The sequence below is a fragment of the Desulfogranum marinum genome, assembly GCF_016918565.1.
In the GTDB taxonomy this organism is placed as follows: Bacteria; Desulfobacterota; Desulfobulbia; order Desulfobulbales; family Desulfobulbaceae; genus Desulfogranum; species Desulfogranum marinum.
The window spans coordinates 345,449-361,406 of the sequence record NZ_JAFFQD010000001.1 but is presented as its reverse complement, the minus strand read 5'-3'; the positions used below and the strand labels follow the sequence as shown (position 1 = coordinate 361,406).

General features: G+C 47.2%; 12 protein-coding genes. 8 read left to right on the top strand and 4 right to left on the bottom strand.

What is annotated here, in order from left to right; genetic code table 11:
- Positions 1-4: 4 nt before the first annotated feature.
- The 7 genes from ftsA (at position 5) to JWH17_RS01535 (ending at position 10,261) form a co-directional block, all read left to right on the top strand.
- Positions 5-1,228, top strand: coding sequence for a cell division protein FtsA (gene ftsA / locus JWH17_RS01565; protein WP_205220793.1), 1,224 nt, complete (start codon positions 5-7; stop codon positions 1,226-1,228).
- 87 nt (positions 1,229-1,315) lie between these two features.
- Positions 1,316-2,533, top strand: a complete 1,218-nt coding sequence (ftsZ, locus tag JWH17_RS01560) for a cell division protein FtsZ (protein WP_205220792.1) — start codon at positions 1,316-1,318, stop codon at positions 2,531-2,533.
- A gap of 242 nt (positions 2,534-2,775) precedes the next feature.
- Entirely contained in the window at positions 2,776-4,575 is a 1,800-nt protein-coding gene (locus JWH17_RS01555; protein WP_205220791.1) for a radical SAM protein, read from the top strand.
- A complete protein-coding gene (locus tag JWH17_RS01550; protein ID WP_205220790.1) occupies positions 4,484-6,040 on the top strand; it encodes a two-component system sensor histidine kinase NtrB in 1,557 nt (518 codons plus the stop codon). Before JWH17_RS01555 ends, JWH17_RS01550 begins: the two co-directional genes overlap by 92 nt.
- A gap of 5 nt (positions 6,041-6,045) precedes the next feature.
- Complete coding sequence (locus JWH17_RS01545; RefSeq protein WP_205220789.1) at positions 6,046-7,113, top strand: glycosyltransferase family protein; 1,068 nt, start codon at positions 6,046-6,048, stop codon at positions 7,111-7,113.
- 215 nt (positions 7,114-7,328) lie between these two features.
- Positions 7,329-9,650: a PAS domain-containing sensor histidine kinase gene (locus JWH17_RS01540; RefSeq protein WP_205220788.1), complete on the top strand. Its 2,322-nt coding sequence runs from the start codon at positions 7,329-7,331 to the stop codon at positions 9,648-9,650.
- On the top strand, positions 9,650-10,261 hold the full coding sequence (locus tag JWH17_RS01535) for a response regulator (RefSeq protein ID WP_205220787.1): 612 nt from the start codon (positions 9,650-9,652) through the stop codon (positions 10,259-10,261). The genes JWH17_RS01540 and JWH17_RS01535 overlap by 1 nt, the downstream gene beginning before the upstream one ends.
- A gap of 418 nt (positions 10,262-10,679) precedes the next feature.
- On the opposite strand, the gene JWH17_RS01530 is transcribed toward JWH17_RS01535, so the two are convergent.
- Positions 10,680-11,855: an amino acid aminotransferase gene (locus tag JWH17_RS01530; protein WP_205220786.1), complete on the bottom strand. Its 1,176-nt coding sequence runs from the start codon at positions 11,853-11,855 to the stop codon at positions 10,680-10,682.
- A 115-nt stretch (positions 11,856-11,970) separates the two neighbouring features.
- Positions 11,971-12,459 carry an Lrp/AsnC family transcriptional regulator gene (locus JWH17_RS01525; RefSeq protein ID WP_205220785.1) on the bottom strand — a complete coding sequence of 163 codons (489 nt, stop codon included), beginning with the start codon at positions 12,457-12,459 and terminating at the stop codon, positions 11,971-11,973.
- Between the two features lie 142 nt (positions 12,460-12,601).
- Here JWH17_RS01525 and JWH17_RS01520 point away from each other — a divergent pair, with 142 nt between their 5' ends.
- Complete coding sequence (locus JWH17_RS01520; RefSeq protein WP_205220784.1) at positions 12,602-13,828, top strand: aminotransferase class I/II-fold pyridoxal phosphate-dependent enzyme; 1,227 nt, start codon at positions 12,602-12,604, stop codon at positions 13,826-13,828.
- A gap of 81 nt (positions 13,829-13,909) precedes the next feature.
- Here JWH17_RS01520 and JWH17_RS01515 read toward each other — a convergent pair whose 3' ends face one another.
- Positions 13,910-15,301, bottom strand: a complete 1,392-nt coding sequence (locus JWH17_RS01515; protein WP_205220783.1) for a TRAP transporter large permease — start codon at positions 15,299-15,301, stop codon at positions 13,910-13,912.
- A complete protein-coding gene (locus JWH17_RS01510) occupies positions 15,291-15,851 on the bottom strand; it encodes a TRAP transporter small permease subunit (RefSeq protein WP_205220782.1) in 561 nt (186 codons plus the stop codon). The genes JWH17_RS01515 and JWH17_RS01510 overlap by 11 nt, the downstream gene beginning before the upstream one ends.
- Positions 15,852-15,958 lie beyond the last annotated feature (107 nt).

Here is a 15,958-nt window from a genome sequence, read left to right as displayed (position 1 = left end):
TAGCATGGAAGAAATCGAAGTACGTGGATCCGGTGAGCTGATAGCCGGGCTGGATATAGGTACAACAAAGGTCCTGGCTGTTGTCGGCGAAATTTTTGAAGACAGGATTGAAGTGGTTGGGGTGGGCACTGCTGCGTCATCTGGGCTGAAGAATGGTGTTGTCGTCAATATTGAGGCAACGGTCAAGGCGATTCGCCAGGCTGTTGCCGCTGCTTCAGATCAAGCTGGGTGTGATATTGAGACAGTTTACGTCGGTATTGCCGGCAATCATATCAAGGGCTTTAATTCTCCAGGGATCATTGCCGTTAATAATCAGGAAATAAAGGAAAAGGATATTGAGGCGGTTATCAGGGCTGCCCAGACCGTCAAAATATCCGATAATCAGCAGATAGTTCATGTTCTGCCGCAGGAATACATGGTCGATGACCATACTGGTATTCAAAATCCTCTTGGTATGACCGGTGTTCGTTTGGTGACCAATGTCCATATCGTTACCGCTGATGTTACTGCTCTGCATAATCTGGTTACAAGCTGCAATCGTTCCGGTTTGGCCGTATCAGAGATTGTATTGGAATCAGTGGCTTCGTCCCATGCGGTTTTAACTCGGGATGAGATGGAGTTGGGTGTTGTCTTGATTGATGTCGGCGGCGGAACAACTGATCTGGCCATTTTTTGTAACGGCACCATCAAGCATACCTGGGAACTGGCCCTTGGGGGGAACAATTTAACCAGTGATCTGAGTGTGGGGTTGCGTACGCCCCTCCAGGAGGCGGAAGAATTAAAATACCTGTACGGTGGTGCTTTGTCGTCAATGATAAAAGAAAATCAGATCATTGAAGTTCCGACTGTGGGTGACCGTAAGCCGAGAAAGGTTTCACAGCGGGTGATGGTCGAAATTCTTGAAGCCAGGATGGAAGAAATTCTGCAGATGGTTAACAAAAATATCTGTGGCTCAGGGTATCGTAACCGGATAAATGCCGGGGTGGTAATAACCGGCGGTACCGCTTTGTTAGCCAATATTGTCGAGATGGCCGAACAGATTTTTGATCTGCCGGTGCGGATTGGTTATCCCAGTGGGATGGAGGGTCGAATGGAGGATGTTAATTCCCCTCGTTGCACCACCGGAGTAGGGTTGGTTCTGTATGGCAGTAAGGCAAATCACTACGTGCCGAAAGAGAGCAGCACGATGGTGAGTAAGTTGAAAAATTGGTTGAAACAAATTGTATAGATTTCCTTAAAATACCTTTGGTCTAAGAACAATTAATGGTATATTCGAGTGCAATTAATCTAGGAATATTGTTCATGGGAGATGAGCATGCCGTTTAGAATGGCTGAAGAAGAATCTGTTGCTGTAATCAAGGTAATCGGTGTTGGTGGCGGTGGTGGTAATGCTATCAATACAATGGTTGAAAACCGGTTGGCCGGAGTGGAGTTTATTGTGGCCAATACGGATATGCAGGCACTTGAGAAATCACGTGCTGATGTCCGTCTGCAACTGGGACCAGGGATAACCAAGGGCATGGGCGCCGGTGCTGACCCCGAGATGGGGAAAGAATCTGCCCAGGAAAGCTACGAGGACCTGCAGCAAGCTATGCGGGGTGCGGATATGGTTTTTGTCACCGCCGGACTTGGTGGCGGCACGGGAACAGGCGCTGCACCTGAGATAGCGAAGCTCAGTAAAGAAGCAGGAGCACTGACGGTTGCGGTTGTGACCAAGCCATTCTATTTTGAGGCCAAAAAGCGGATGCGTAACGCAGAGGCTGGTTGGGAAAAACTCAAAGAGTATGCCGACACCATTATCACCGTACCCAATGATCGGCTCCTTGGTTTGATGAACAAAAATTCCACCTTGGTGGATATGATGAAGATGGTTGATAATGTCCTTTTACAGGCCGTAAAAGGTATTACCGACCTTATTAATCTCCCCGGTCATATCAATGTGGATTTTGCCGACCTTAAAACAGTCATGAAAGAAGTCGGGCCGGCAATTATGGGATCTGGTGCAGCAGTCGGTGAGAATCGTGCCAGTGAGGCTGCCAAGCGGGCGATCGATAATCAACTGCTTGAAGATGTCGGTATAGATGGCGCAAGAGGAATCCTTATTAATATCTCGGCCGCCGAAGAAACCCTGACCATGAATGAGTTCATGGAGGCTTCTGCCTTGATTCAGGAAAAGGCGCATGATGAGGCTAATATTATTATCGGTGCCTTGTTTGATGAATCGCTGGGAGATGAATTACGGGTCACTGTCATCGCCACTGGTATTTCAAGCATTGATGAAACGGAAACCATATCTCAGCTCGAAGTTGTGAGGAGAAATCAGGAGCCGCCACAGCCCACCGCCAAAACGAGCCAGGTAAAATCCGTAGCGGAAGCCGATGGCAAATTTACAGGGGGGGAAAGTAACTCCTTTGCCGCAGCCAAACCTAACAGACAGCCCCAAGGATTGCCTTCGATGCCAAGGCCGATTTTTGAAGATCGTGAAAACCACGATTATGATGAGCCTGCCTACCTGAGGAAGAAGGCAAATTAAATTTCAAGGGAAAGAGAGAAGATGCCCCTGAGTCGGACTAGGAGTTTGTCCGAGAAGAGGGCATTTTATTTGTATCAGGGGGCGCTTAAAAAACAAGCACTGGCACATATACGATATTAGAGCCTGCGTTTACCTCCAAACTTTATTTTGTGAGTATGCCCCCTGAGTCGGGCGAAAATAACATTATCGAATCGACTCCCTGTTAACAGAACAACTGCACCGTCGACGCCTGGATCCACAAGATGGTGCTGGTTCTACCTTATGTGCAGTTCAACCGGTGTATTGTATACTTGTTCCCCTTACTCGCTAAAGAAATCGGTACTGTCCACAAAAAATGGGCAAACCGCCTGCCTGTTGCCTTAATTTATCCCAATACTTATTCCGTAGCGGTTTCCAACCTTGGCCTGCAAATTGTTTATAATTTGCTCAATGCATACGAGGGGATTGTCTGTGAAAGGTTTGTCTATCCTGATACAGGTTCCTCTTTTCGCTCTCTTGAAAGTGGGCGAGCCCTCTGTGATTTCCCTGTAATTTGTGGTTCTATCAGTTTTGAAGAGGATTATACCCGGTTGGCAGCAATGCTGCCTGCTGGACGGGTCGAACCGTTTGCGGAAAAAAGAGCTGCTTTCATTGCTCCAGGCAGCCCCCTGGTGATATTGGGGGGAGTGGCGGTTTTTATGAATCCAGAGCCACTCGCGCCTTTTGCCGATGTTATGGTTATCGGCGAGGCTGAAGGCATTCTTGCGAGTCTGCTCACTGTGGTGGAGCAGTGTGCCGGCGCTGACAGGAAAGATGTTTTGCAGCAGATAGCAAGGCAATGTCAAGGATGCTATGTGCCGAGCCTATATACTGTTGCCTATGATGATCTGGGAAGAGTGGAGCAAGTGACCGCTCCACCGGGAATCCCGGCTCGAATTAAAAAGGTTATAGCTCCGCCACAGGAAAGAGCAGGACATTCGCAATTGCTGTCACCTGAGGCCGAACTTAATATGTACATGGTGGAACTCGGGCGCGGCTGCAGTCGAGGCTGTCGTTTTTGCGCTGCCGGATACATCTATCGTCCTCCCAGGTTGTGGAACAGTGAAGCAATTTTAAAAGCATTTGCTGAGCGACCGGCAAGTGTCGATCGGGTAGGAATGCTTGGCATGGAGATGGCTCACTCCGAAACCCTTGATACCATAGCCCAGTACCTGCACACAAATAACTGCTCGCTTTCGTTCTCCTCTCTTCGAGCGGATCATATTTCTGATAAATTACTCTCACTGCTCGCCGCCTCTCATCTCAAAAGTGTTGCGATCGCTCCAGATGGTGCTTCAGAGAGGTTACGCAGGCTCATCAATAAAGGACTGAGTGAAGAGGATCTGCTTTCTGCTGCCATCAGATTAGCAGAGGTAGGGATTTTTCACTTGAAACTCTATCTTATGATTGGGTTACCCACGGAAACCAACCAGGATCTTGAGGAGTTTGTCAACCTCGTTAAAAAAGTACAGCAAGCACTTTTACCCATTGGCCGCAAACGTGGCAGGTTAACGGAAATCAGCCTGTCCGTGAATTCTTTTGTACCTAAACCATGGACTCCCTTTCAATACTGTTCTTTTGGAGGGATTGATACTGAGCAGGCAACGGGAGAACAGTCCACTGCCCAGTCAGTCATGGCGTTGAAACAAAAAATAAAGTATCTTCGAAAAGCCTTGACTAAAGTGCCCAATTTTCGGATCAAGGTCGATCGTCCTGAACGGGTTTTACAGCAGGCCGTGTATGCCAGAGCAGACAGGAGGATTGCCCCGTTGCTGCTTGATGTGGGCATGGGCCGGTTAACATTTAAACAGGCTCTTAAACAATATGATCTCAGTAGCTGGCAGTATGCTGTTCGACCTCGGGAAGGTGATGAACGTATGTGCTGGGAAGTCGTTGATCATGGGCTGAAACCTGGATATCTCTGGAAGGAATATGCAAAATCAATGGCAGGGCAATTTACTCCGCCATGCGAAACAACTCTATGCCGCCGCTGCGGTATATGTGGCGAAAATCCCCCGTCCTGATATTCATCGGCTGGGAAATTTTTTCAAACACGGAAAAAAAGGTGACGGTCTACTGCCGTTTGAGCTGGTAAAGTATTTTTCCTTTACAGCCTTGCTGGCTATGCTGATTACCTCTTTCGTCCTTTCCTGGATGATTTCAAACAACGCCCGAAGTGTACTGCTCAAAAGAAGCGAGGCCTATTCGCAACTTTTTGCAGATAATCTTAATCGTCAGGTTTTTCTTCAATTTGTTTTGCCTACCGTCGTTCGCTATGGGCGCATCGCTCTGTCCGAAGAAAAACAGTATAACCGTCTTGACCAGATTGTTCGTAATATTACCCGTGGATTACGTATCGATTCTGTGACCATTTTTGATGCAGGTGAAAACAGGATCAGCTATTCGACCAAGCCGGAATTAATGGGCAAACTCAATATGGGTGGTCTCGAATATCAAAAAGCGTTGGAGGGAGAGAATACAACCATCGTCATAACCGGTGGGTCGCTTTTCAGTTTACTGCCTGGAATGCCGGAAGTTTTTTGTACACTCAAAACCTTTGTCCCTTTTCACCAGGAAGACCGATTGGGCAAGCGTACCGGCGAAATAATGGGTGTGGTTGAAATTCGCCAGGATCTTTCCGATGACCTAAAAGCTATCATCAAGCTCCAGGCCAGGATCATCGTTTTTTCTTTATCCATTATGGGCGTTCTTTTTGCCATCCTCAGCTTGATAGTTGTCAAGGCTAACCGTACCATGACTCGGCGCGCAGCAGAACGTATTCAGCTGGAAGAACAACTCAACAAGGCTCAGCGGTTGGCATCACTTGGTAAAATGGTGGCTTCTGTTTCCCATGAGATAAAAAACCCCTTGGGTATCGTTAGATCCACTGCGGAAATTTTACTCAAACGAATTGCGTCTGTTGCCCCTGGAAATGAGCATCTTGCCGGCATTATCGTAGAAGAAACAACCCGTTTGGATAACATCGTCCGAGAATTTCTTGATTTTGCACGTCCACGGGAAGGTGCCGTGAAGCAGGAATTCATAAATAATGTCGGCGAGCGGGTGATGCGTTTTATGGAATCAGAATTTGCAAAGAAACAGATAGCCGTTGAGGTGGATTTTTCCCCTGATCTGCCACTTGTTTCTATGGACAGCGAGCAAATTTACCAGGTCGTTTTTAATATTGTTTTCAACGCAATTCAGGCAATGGAACAAGGCGGGACGTTGACGATGAAAACCGGTTTTGATATTGACCAAGAGCAGGTGTGGTTGACGGTCGATGATACTGGACCGGGTATTGAGCTTGATAAACAGGAACAGATTTTCACCCCATTTTATACTGAGAAAAATCGAGGGACCGGGCTGGGGTTGTCTATTGCCAAAAGCATTGTTGAAAAGCACAACGGACAGATAACTGTACAGAGTCAAATGGGAGTGGGAAGCAGCTTTACCATCATTCTGCCTGTGCAACCAGCGGAACCAAACTGAGGCCCATGAAGATAGGCTTTTGCATTACCTCTCATGGCTTCGGGCATGCAGCTAGAGCCGTAGCGGTGATGCAGGCTCTGGCTAAAAGAGAGAGTGTGGAGTTTGTTATTGCCACCACTGTTCCGAAATGGTTTTTCAGCCAATCTTTGCAGGCCCCCTTCAACTATCATTCCATACTCACTGATATCGGCATGGTGCAGCTGACGGGACTGGAGGAGAATATTCCAGCCACAGCAGCAGCCCTGGATACTTTCTATCCTTTGACTCGGTCAAAAATAGAGGCTTGCGCTGCTTTCTTTTCTCAATGTCGAATGGTGATTTGCGATATTGCGCCATTGGGAATCCTGGCTGCAAAACAGGCAAAAATTCCTTCGATATTGGTGGAAAATTTTACATGGGATTGGATCTATGCGGCTTATGAACAGAAAAGTGCCTCCCTTCGTAGCCACATAGACTATCTCGATCACCTTTTTCAACAGGCCGATTTTCACGTGCAGACAGAACCTGTCTGCCTGTCTATAGGCTGTGATTGCCGTGTCCCGCCGGTTGCAAGGAGTATAAAAGCATCAGCGCCGGCGTTGCGGAGCAGATTTAGTCAAGGCAGCGACAAACTGGTACTTGTTACCATGGGCGGTACGAATCGGGATTCCTTTTCCTCGGTAGGGGTACGGGCCAAAAAAGGGTACTCGTTTGTCGTCACGGGCAATGAGGGGCCAACGATAAATGATGGCAATATTTGTTATCTTGACCGGTGCTCTTCAGTGTATCATCCGGATCTTGTAGCAGCAGCTGATATCGTGGTTGGCAAAGTCGGTTATTCCACCCTGGCCGAGGTTTATCAGGCAGGAAGTGTGTTTGCCTACATATCCAGGCCTTATTTTCCGGAGGCTGAAGTGTTGTGCAAGTTTGCGGCAGAGCATATGGCCTCGAAGCAGATAACAAGAGAAGCGTTTTACAGCGGCAGGTGGGCGGAGGAACTTGATGATCTTATCGCACTCAAGGGGCAGGCGTTTTTTCCGGTCCAGGAGAACGGTGCCGAACATATAGCTGATTTTCTTCTTAGGCTCGCCTGACCAGAGCTCGGGGGGATGAGCCATGAAGTATTCCGGTTTTCACTCTGGGTATGGGCTGTTTTCACTTGTTTTGCAAACGTGTCACAGCTACTATGTACTTGATTCTTTTTGTGTATTTGTATGTTTGTCCTTTTTGCACAAGGTTTGTTGTGTAGCGTTGTTTCACAAAGGCTAATAATTGCAACCCCGTCAGGATAAATACCATTGCTCATGCCATGAATAATTTACCTAAGGACAGTATATACCGCTTACTTGCAGAAAATTCTACGGATCTTCTGTGGGCAAAAGACCTGGAAGGGCGATATATTTTTGTCAACAGTGTCGTCTGCGAAAAATTGCTGATCGCCGACGGGATAGAAGAGCCTTTGGGAAAAACAGATCTCTTTTTTGCCCATCGACAACGGGCACTTTACCCTGACAATCCCAACTGGCATACCTTTGGCGAACTGTGTATGGATTCAGATCAGGTTGTTATCAAAGAGCGCAAAGCGCAACGCTTTGATGAGTTTGGCAACGTCCAAGGTAAATTTCTTTATCTGGATGTATATAAATCACCGCTTTTTGATGACCAGGGGACACTGATCGGTACTATGGGCAGCGGTAGAATAGTCACCAGGCAAAGGAAACAGCAGCAGCAACTAGAGCAGAGTGAAGCTCTTTTTCGTTCCTTTGCTGAAACATCGCAGGATGTTTTTTTCAGGCTCGACAGAACAGGGCGCATTACGTACCTGTCGCCTGCAAGCAGTGTGTTGCTCGGTGTCAATCACGAGGAGTGGGATGGCCGTCATTACCTTTCAGGTATAGCCCATGAAGATCATGCACTTGCCGGTAAAGCATTTTCAGAACTGCTTGCAGGTAAGGACAAGGAAAGCCTCATTCTGCATACATTCGGCAAAGACGGGATGCCTGTGTGGATGGAGATTCATGCAACCCCTTACTATAAAAAAGAGGGGATTGCAGGCGTTCAGGGGATAGTGCGAGATATATCAGAACGAAAACAGTATGAAGAAAAACTCCATTTGTTCAATCAGCGTTTGATAAAGATGGTTGAAATCCGAACCCGGGAACTGTTTATAAATACTCAGCTCTTGCAAAATGCACTGGATACCGTTGCAGCGGGAATCGGTATTGTCAGCCAAGGCATATTCAGCTATGTCAATGACACCATGGAGAAACTTACCGGGTATAAGGCTGAAGAGCTGGTCGGTAAACAGTGGGAGATGCTTTTCACCTCTTCCGACAGAGCCAATTCCGTTGTTGAGATGAACAACAATAGTGATCAGGACGATAGTAACCAGCCCGTTGAAAGACTGTGGCGCAGGAAGGACAATACGTATTGTAACGTATTGTTAAGTGTACAGTCAGTTGTGAAGGAAAATCAAGCTCAGGGCGATTTGCTTGTTACTGCTTTTGACATTACTGCCGCAAAACAGGCCGAAAGAGAAGCCTTACAGGCGTATAATGAACTTGATCAGATCTATAACGTTGCCATTCCTCTTTGCCTGCTTTCAACTGCGTGTCGAGTCGTCAGGGTGAATCAGGCCTTTTGCCATTTCCTTGGCTTGAGCGAAGAAAATATACTGGGAAAAACGGGTGAAGAGTTGTGGTTATGCAACCATTGCCACACTGCCAAGTGTTATTTAAAAATGTTTGCAGCAGGGGCTGCAAACATAGTGGAGGATGTTGAACGTACCATTAATGGGCAGGAAAAGATTTGTACAGTGCATGCTGTCCCATTCAAGGACACCGCTGGAAAGTTAAAAGGGATAGTGCTTACTTTTTTGGATATTTCGGCTCAGAGAAAAATCCAGAGAGATTTAGAACATACGCAAAAACAACTGATACAGGCGGAAAAATTCAGCGCAATCGGTGCCTTGACAGCTTCGATTACCCATGAATTTAATAGTCCTGTCTGTGGCATAAAGAATGTTCTGCAGCGAGTACTTCGCAAGGCTGATATGGGTGAGATGGAGTCCTCTCTCATGCAGCTGGCTCTGGATGAATGTAAACGGATCGAGCAAATGGTACGCGATCTTCAAAATTTCAGTGTGCCGCCAACAACAGAAAAAGTTGCATTTGACCTGCATACAATGCTGGACAGTGTTGCATTGTTTTTAAAGAAATATCTTAAGCAGAATAAGGTGTCGCTTAATTTTGCCTACACAGGGACGCTTCAGGTGGTAGGGGCAAAGGATCAGCTCAAGCAGGTTTGTCTTTCTTTGATCATCAGAAGCATAAATAGCATACCGGAAACCGGAGGCTCTATTATTCTGACCACAACTCGTCACGCCGACCACATCGAACTAGTTATAGCCGATGATGGCCAAGGGCTTAACGCAGAGGAAGTCATGGGGCTTTGGGATCCACTTGATTCTTCCTGTTCTGCGAAAAGAGGAGGGGGAGCAGGGCTTGCCATGTCGCAGAGTATTGTTCGAAATCATGGCGGTGATGTCAATGTGCAAGCTACCCCTGGGAAAGGAACGGTGGTTAAGGTATTGCTGCCTGTTGAGCCACTTTCAAATACGGTGAGGTACTAATGGAACAACATTCCATTTTAATAGTAGATGATGAGCCCATTGTACGCCATACCCTGCAGCAGGACCTACTCGACCAGGGATATTTGGTAGATTCTGCAGAAGGGGGCGAGATCGCCTTGCAAAAGCTGGCCAAGAAGGAATATTCTCTCATTATTACCGATCTTATAATGGGAGAAATGAACGGTCTTGATTTACTGGATGCTATCAAGCAAAAGCGTCCAGAGCAGGCTGTATTTATTCTTACCGGTTACGGGCGGTTGGAGTCGGCAATCGCTGCGCTGCGGCTAGGGGCAACAGACTACTTGCTGAAACCTTACGACTATGATGAGATGATTCTTCGAGTTGGACGTTGTCTGGCCATGCAGAAAATGGAGAAAACTCTTAAAATGTATGAAAACCTGTTGTCCATTTGCAGCGAATGTAAAAAAATACGTGATGACAGTTCGACAACAAAAGAAAAAGGGGAAAACTGGATTAGCATTGAAAAGTATCTGAGCAAGACCACAGGCAGTGACTTGAGCCATGGTATCTGTCCGGAATGTTACAAGAAAAAGATCAAGGAGCTGGATCTGTTCATGAAGAAGACGAACCAGCCCACAAGGAAAGAATAAGCAGGCGGCCTCGGGTTTGGCCCGAAAACGCAAGTATGATGCAAGCGATAGCCGGCAATATCAAATATTTTTTACTGTATCCGACACTTCACCAGCTCGAATTCCTTATGAACGTTTTGATTTTACACTCAAATAATTGATATTATTGTTTAAAGAAGAGTGTTTTAATTAACCGTCTATTTTTCGTTTTCAATCAAAAGGTTTCCCTTTCGGGCCAATAGATTTTTCCGCAGGATCTAAGCTACTAACCGCTTGCGGTAGTTTATTACCGGAGTCTTCGCTTACCTGTTGCGCGGTTTGTGCCTTGCCCTGCGAAAAATTTTATTGATGAAAAATCGGGGCTAGAAAAAGTGAGCAAAAAATATTATGCATTTATGCCCCTGTATCACAAATTTCGGTTATGACTATTCGTACTGTTTTATTGGTTCATTACACCAACGAGAGCTTCAGCAAGAGGCTCAATTTGTGATTGTTTTAGCCCTGCAATATTGATACGACCATTGGTCACTCCATAAATAGCATACTTCTCTCGCAACACAGCCATCTGTTCTTTGGTGAGAGGGAGCATGGAAAACATACCGTTTTGTTGCGAAATGAGCTGTAGTTCGGGTGCAGCGTTGAGATCGGCCAGAATAGCCCCCAACTTCTGACGAGTTTGCTTAATACGGTTTCGATAAACCGATAATTCATTCAGCCATGGAACGGGGTTGTCGAATAACAAGTTGGCAACAGCAGCGCCGTGTTCCGGCGGCATCGAGTAGTTTGCACGAGTAAGAGACTCCAGAAGGGTACGGATGCTCTGCAACTTATTGGAGTCAGGTGTTACTATCATTGCAGCCCCGGTTCGTTCACAGTAAAGCCCCATATTCTTTGAGCAACTGGCTGCAACAAGGACCAGGTCCAGTTGGTCAACAAACAACCTTAATCCTGCTGCATCCTTGTCAGGAGCTTCAGCAAATCCCTGATAGGCAATATCGACAAGGGGAACAATGCCCTTTGCTTTAAAAACATCAGCAAACTGTTGCCATTGCTCAGGGGTTGGGTCAATTCCGGTTGGATTATGGCAACATCCATGGAGCAATACGATATCCCCCTCATGTGCATCTTCCAAGTCGGTGAGACAAGTTTGAATATCCAGTTCTCCTGCTTGCTGCTGCCATCTAAATGGCTTTACTGTAAGACCAACACTCTCCATTATTGGCTTGTGATTGATGTAGCCGGGATCTGTGTTCCAGATAATAGAATCTGGGGAAAGGTGAGCAACGAACTCTGCGAGCAATCGTAAAGCACCAGTACCACCCACGGTTTGAATGGTGCACTGCCTGTTAAGATTCTCACTGTCACCCAATAGGAAACTGGCTATCTGGTCATTAAACTTCAGATTGCCGGATAATTCGCCGTAACACTTTGATTTCGCTTGTTTTGCTAATTCGTGCTCAGCGTCCTTCACAACCTGCATAACGGGAGTTACTCCTGTTTCATCCCGATAAACGCCGACAATCAGGTTAACTTTTTCTTTTCGATTGTCTTGGTTAAACAGGCTAGTCAGCTCCCATAGAGGGTCTCCAGCCATAGTAGATAAGTTATGTAACATGAGTTGATCTCCACTTGATATTATAAAAAAATGAGCATTTTGTTCATTTTCTATCTGATTGATTGAAATAGTATAAATTTGAACTAATTGGTCTTTTAATAAAAAGGCAAAATGGTCATGAGAAATTCCGACTAGTAGATACCGGCAACTTTGTCGACGCTTTTATTTCTTTTAAAGCAAAACTTGTTTTTACCGACGTTACTCCTGGAAGCCGTCGGATAACATTTCGTGATAATTTTTCATAAGACTCCAAGTTTTCCGTCACGACCTGCAACAGGTAATCCGACTCTCCTGAGATATTGTGGCAAAACAAGACTTCTGGGATTTCCTGAACAGCCTGTTCAAATTTAACCAAAGTTTGCTCCATATGTGTGGAAAAACTGATTTCCACAAAAGCCAATACCCCAAAGCCTAAAAGCTTACGATTCAGGTTAGCCTGATAGGCCTGAATGTACCCCTCTTCTTCGAGGCGTTTAAGTCTACGCCAACAGGGTGTTTCGCTCAAATTGAGTGTCTCTGCCAGTTTTACGTTGGGTGCTCGACCATCTTCTTGGAGCAGGTTGAGTATGGCGCAATCTGTTTCATCAATTTTATGTTTTGGCAATTTATTTCCTCTGTGCGGTTAAAAATGAAATAATCTTTCGAATATTGCCTTATATTAAGAAGGAAAAGCAAGGATATTCCAATGATTAGATGGTAAAGTTTTCATTGAATCCTTCATTTTAATGAGTCACCAGAGGTTAACTATGGAAGCTTACAACCCTGAGCATGCACTATTAAAAGCGCGTAGAGAATTCGGAGAACACGGCGGTGTTGCCCCATCCATTTCAAGGTCTTCTACATTTACGGTCATGCACCCCAAAACCATGCCGGAAATTTTTGCTGGTCTCAGAGGCCCTGAACAAGGTGGGTGTTTCTTGTACAGTCGCCATTTCAATCCTACTGTAGATGTTCTGTCCCGTTATCTTGCCGCCATGGAAGGTACTGAAGCCGCAATCTGCACAGCCAGCGGCATGTCAGCCATATCCTGTACTATCCTGCAAATATGTAACAGCGGCGATCATATTGTGGCCAGTGAAAGTATATATGGAGGGACCCATGCTCTCTTTGAATCCCTTTTACCCCAGATGAATATCAGAACAACTTTTGTTGATATCACGGATCTTGAAGCGGTTAAAGCTGCAATGACGCAACAAACAAAAGTGATTTACACGGAAACCATGGGTAACCCCACCCTTAAAATTGCTGATATCCCTGCGCTTGCAGAAACAGCACACCAAAGGGATATCAAGTTGGTGGTAGACAATACCTTTTCACCGCTGATTTTTACGCCCAAGATCCTCGGTGCCGATGTGGTGGTGTATTCGTTGACAAAGTACATCAACGGGGCCAGTGACCTAATCGCAGGCGCGGTCTGCGCAGATAAGTCCTTTATCCAGGATTTAATGGATCTGCATACCGGCCGAATCATGCTGCTGGGACCGACTATGGATCCTCGGGTAGCTTTTGATATCCTGCAGCGGATCCCACATCTTCCCATCCGTATGCGGGAGCACAGTAGAAGAGGGCAAGCAATGGCGCAAATGCTGAAACAGATGGACGTCAAGGTTTGCTATCCCGGCTTACCGGAGCATCCCCAACATGAAAAAGCTCAGGAATTAGGCAATGACGGATATGGCTTAGGTGGCATTCTGACCATTGACTGTGGAACACGGGAAAAAGCGGAAGAATTGATGGATGTACTGCAGAACGAAGAATCTTTTGGCATGATTGCCGTTTCCCTTGGGTATTTCGATACGCTGATCAGCTGCTCCGGCTCCTCCACATCTTCCGAGATCAAGACTGAAGACCAGCAGAAGATGGGCTTATCACCAGGACTGCTCAGGATTGCTTTGGGATACACCGGCGACCTGGAAACTCGGATGGTGCAAATGAAAAGAGGGGTTCAAAAAGTTTTAACTGGAGTTGAGTGATGAAATCTACCGACATTGCAAGAAACTTTTGGATAGGTACTCTGAAAACGCATCAGGATTTTGTTTGTTATGATCTGATTTTTACTGATACGCCACAGAAGGCAGCCACAACACCAGCTCGGGCCAGAAAACCACCAGCAAAAGGCCGATGACCTGCAGTATGATAAAGGGAATCACCCCTTTGTAAAGATCGCGCAGTTCTATCTCAGGGGGGCACACCCCGCGAAGATAGAAAAGTGCGAATCCCACCGGAGGCGTGAGAAACGAAGTCTGCAGGGTTACTGCCACCAGGATGGCAAACCAGATCAGGGTGGGATTATCCAGATGGGGCCAGTGGCCGATGTCCAACCCTAAGTTGGGCACGATGGGCGCCAGGAGCGGTAGGATGATCAAGGTGATCTCAATCCAGTCCAGGAAAAATCCCAGCAGAAAGACCACACCCAGGATAACAGCCACCAAACCATAAGGGCCCAACGGCAGACTGGTTAAGGCATTTTCAACGAACGCGTCTCCGCCCAGTTCCCTGAGCACCAGAGCGAAACAGGTGGCTCCGAGTACGATCGCAAAAATATAGGCCGTGGTGCTGAAGGTTTGATACACCACTTCTTTAAGAACGGTCAGGCTCATTCGCCTGTTAACCACGGTCAGCACCAACGCGCCCACGGCACCAATGCCGCTGGCTTCCGTTGGGGTGGCAACCCCGAAAAAAATGCTGCCCAACACCGTGAAAATAAGTATGACAGGTGGAATACAGGTCCACAGCACCTTGAGTACAAGCCAGACATCCATCCTGGTGTCGGCCTGGGCTTCCGGCAGGGGGGCCTCACCTGGTTTAATCAGTGCCAGGACTAAAATATAAACAATATAAAGAGTGCCCAAAAGCAGGCCAGGAAACAGTGCGCCCATAAACAGGTCGCCCACAGACAGGCCCAGACGGTCGGCCATCATGACCAGCATGATACTGGGGGGAATCAGGATGCCCAGCGTACCTGCGCCGCAAATCGTGCCGATGGACAGTGTCTTGGAGTACCCCTGCTTGAGCATGACCGGCAGGCTCAAGAGCCCCAAAAGTACCACTGATGCACCTATGATACCGGTGCTTGCCGCCAGGATAATGCCGATCAGGGTGACGGTAACCGCAAGCCCCCCGCGCACCTTGCCGAAAAGCGCTTGTATGCTGTGCATCATTTTTTCGGCAATGCCGGAACGATCCAGCATAAGGCCCATGAAAATAAACATGGGCAGCGCCACCATGATCCAGTTGCTCATGGTGGCAAACATGCGGTTGACCACCATCCCGATAGCCATAAAATCCAGACCGGTCATGGTGTCCAGATACATATCGGAAAGATAGCCAACCAGGGTAAACAGCATGGCCACTCCCCCCAGAATCAGGGCAATGGGAAACCCGGTGAACAGTAGACCTATGAAGGTCAGCATCATGGCGATGACCAGAATATCGTTAGGCTCCATGCTGCTGATTCCTTTCTATGCTGCCGGTTATATACAGTACAGCCCGTGCAATGCGGGCCAGGGCTGCCAAAAAAAACAGACCAAAGCTGATGGGTAACACAGATTTGATGATCCAGTAACAGCACAGACCACCAGGGGAGTTGGAGCGTTCACTCACCCGCCATGCAGCGGCTACAAAGTCCATCCCATGGCTGATCACCACATAGCACCAGGGCAGCACCAGGATGATTAGACCCACCATGTCGATCCATGCCTTGGTGGTACGGCTGAACCTGGCGTGGAAAAGGTCCAGACGGACGTGGCTGTTGGTGGTCAGAGCATAGGACAAGCCCATCATGATGCCCACACCGTACAGGTGCCACTGGAGCTCTTCCAGGGCGACCGAGTTATAATTGAAAATGTAACGCATGCTTACCTGAACCAGAATAACACCAATCAGCAGCAGGTTGAGCCAGGCCACAGTCTTACCAATGCAGACAACCAGCTTTTCTATCCCCCTGACAAATATAAAGAGGCTGTGGGGCCTCTGCGGGGCTGTGGGGTCGTTCATGGGAAACGTCCTTTCATCAGGCAGGGTTAAGGGCGATCAGGCAGACAGGGGGCAAGGAGGTTGTCCCGGAATAGCAATTTTAAAAGGGTATTCCGAGGCAGCCTCCT

Coding starts and splice junctions, on each gene's coding strand:
- ftsA (WP_205220793.1), top strand. CDS start 5: ATGGAAGAAATCGAAGTACGTGGATCCGGTGAGCTGATAGCCGGGCTG.
- ftsZ (WP_205220792.1), top strand. CDS start 1,316: ATGCCGTTTAGAATGGCTGAAGAAGAATCTGTTGCTGTAATCAAGGTA.
- JWH17_RS01555 (WP_205220791.1), top strand. CDS start 2,776: ATGGTGCTGGTTCTACCTTATGTGCAGTTCAACCGGTGTATTGTATAC.
- JWH17_RS01550 (WP_205220790.1), top strand. CDS start 4,484: ATGCAAAATCAATGGCAGGGCAATTTACTCCGCCATGCGAAACAACTC.
- JWH17_RS01545 (WP_205220789.1), top strand. CDS start 6,046: ATGAAGATAGGCTTTTGCATTACCTCTCATGGCTTCGGGCATGCAGCT.
- JWH17_RS01540 (WP_205220788.1), top strand. CDS start 7,329: ATGAATAATTTACCTAAGGACAGTATATACCGCTTACTTGCAGAAAAT.
- JWH17_RS01535 (WP_205220787.1), top strand. CDS start 9,650: ATGGAACAACATTCCATTTTAATAGTAGATGATGAGCCCATTGTACGC.
- JWH17_RS01530 (WP_205220786.1), bottom strand. CDS start 11,855: ATGTTACATAACTTATCTACTATGGCTGGAGACCCTCTATGGGAGCTG.
- JWH17_RS01520 (WP_205220784.1), top strand. CDS start 12,602: ATGGAAGCTTACAACCCTGAGCATGCACTATTAAAAGCGCGTAGAGAA.
- JWH17_RS01515 (WP_205220783.1), bottom strand. CDS start 15,301: ATGGAGCCTAACGATATTCTGGTCATCGCCATGATGCTGACCTTCATA.
- JWH17_RS01510 (WP_205220782.1), bottom strand. CDS start 15,851: ATGAACGACCCCACAGCCCCGCAGAGGCCCCACAGCCTCTTTATATTT.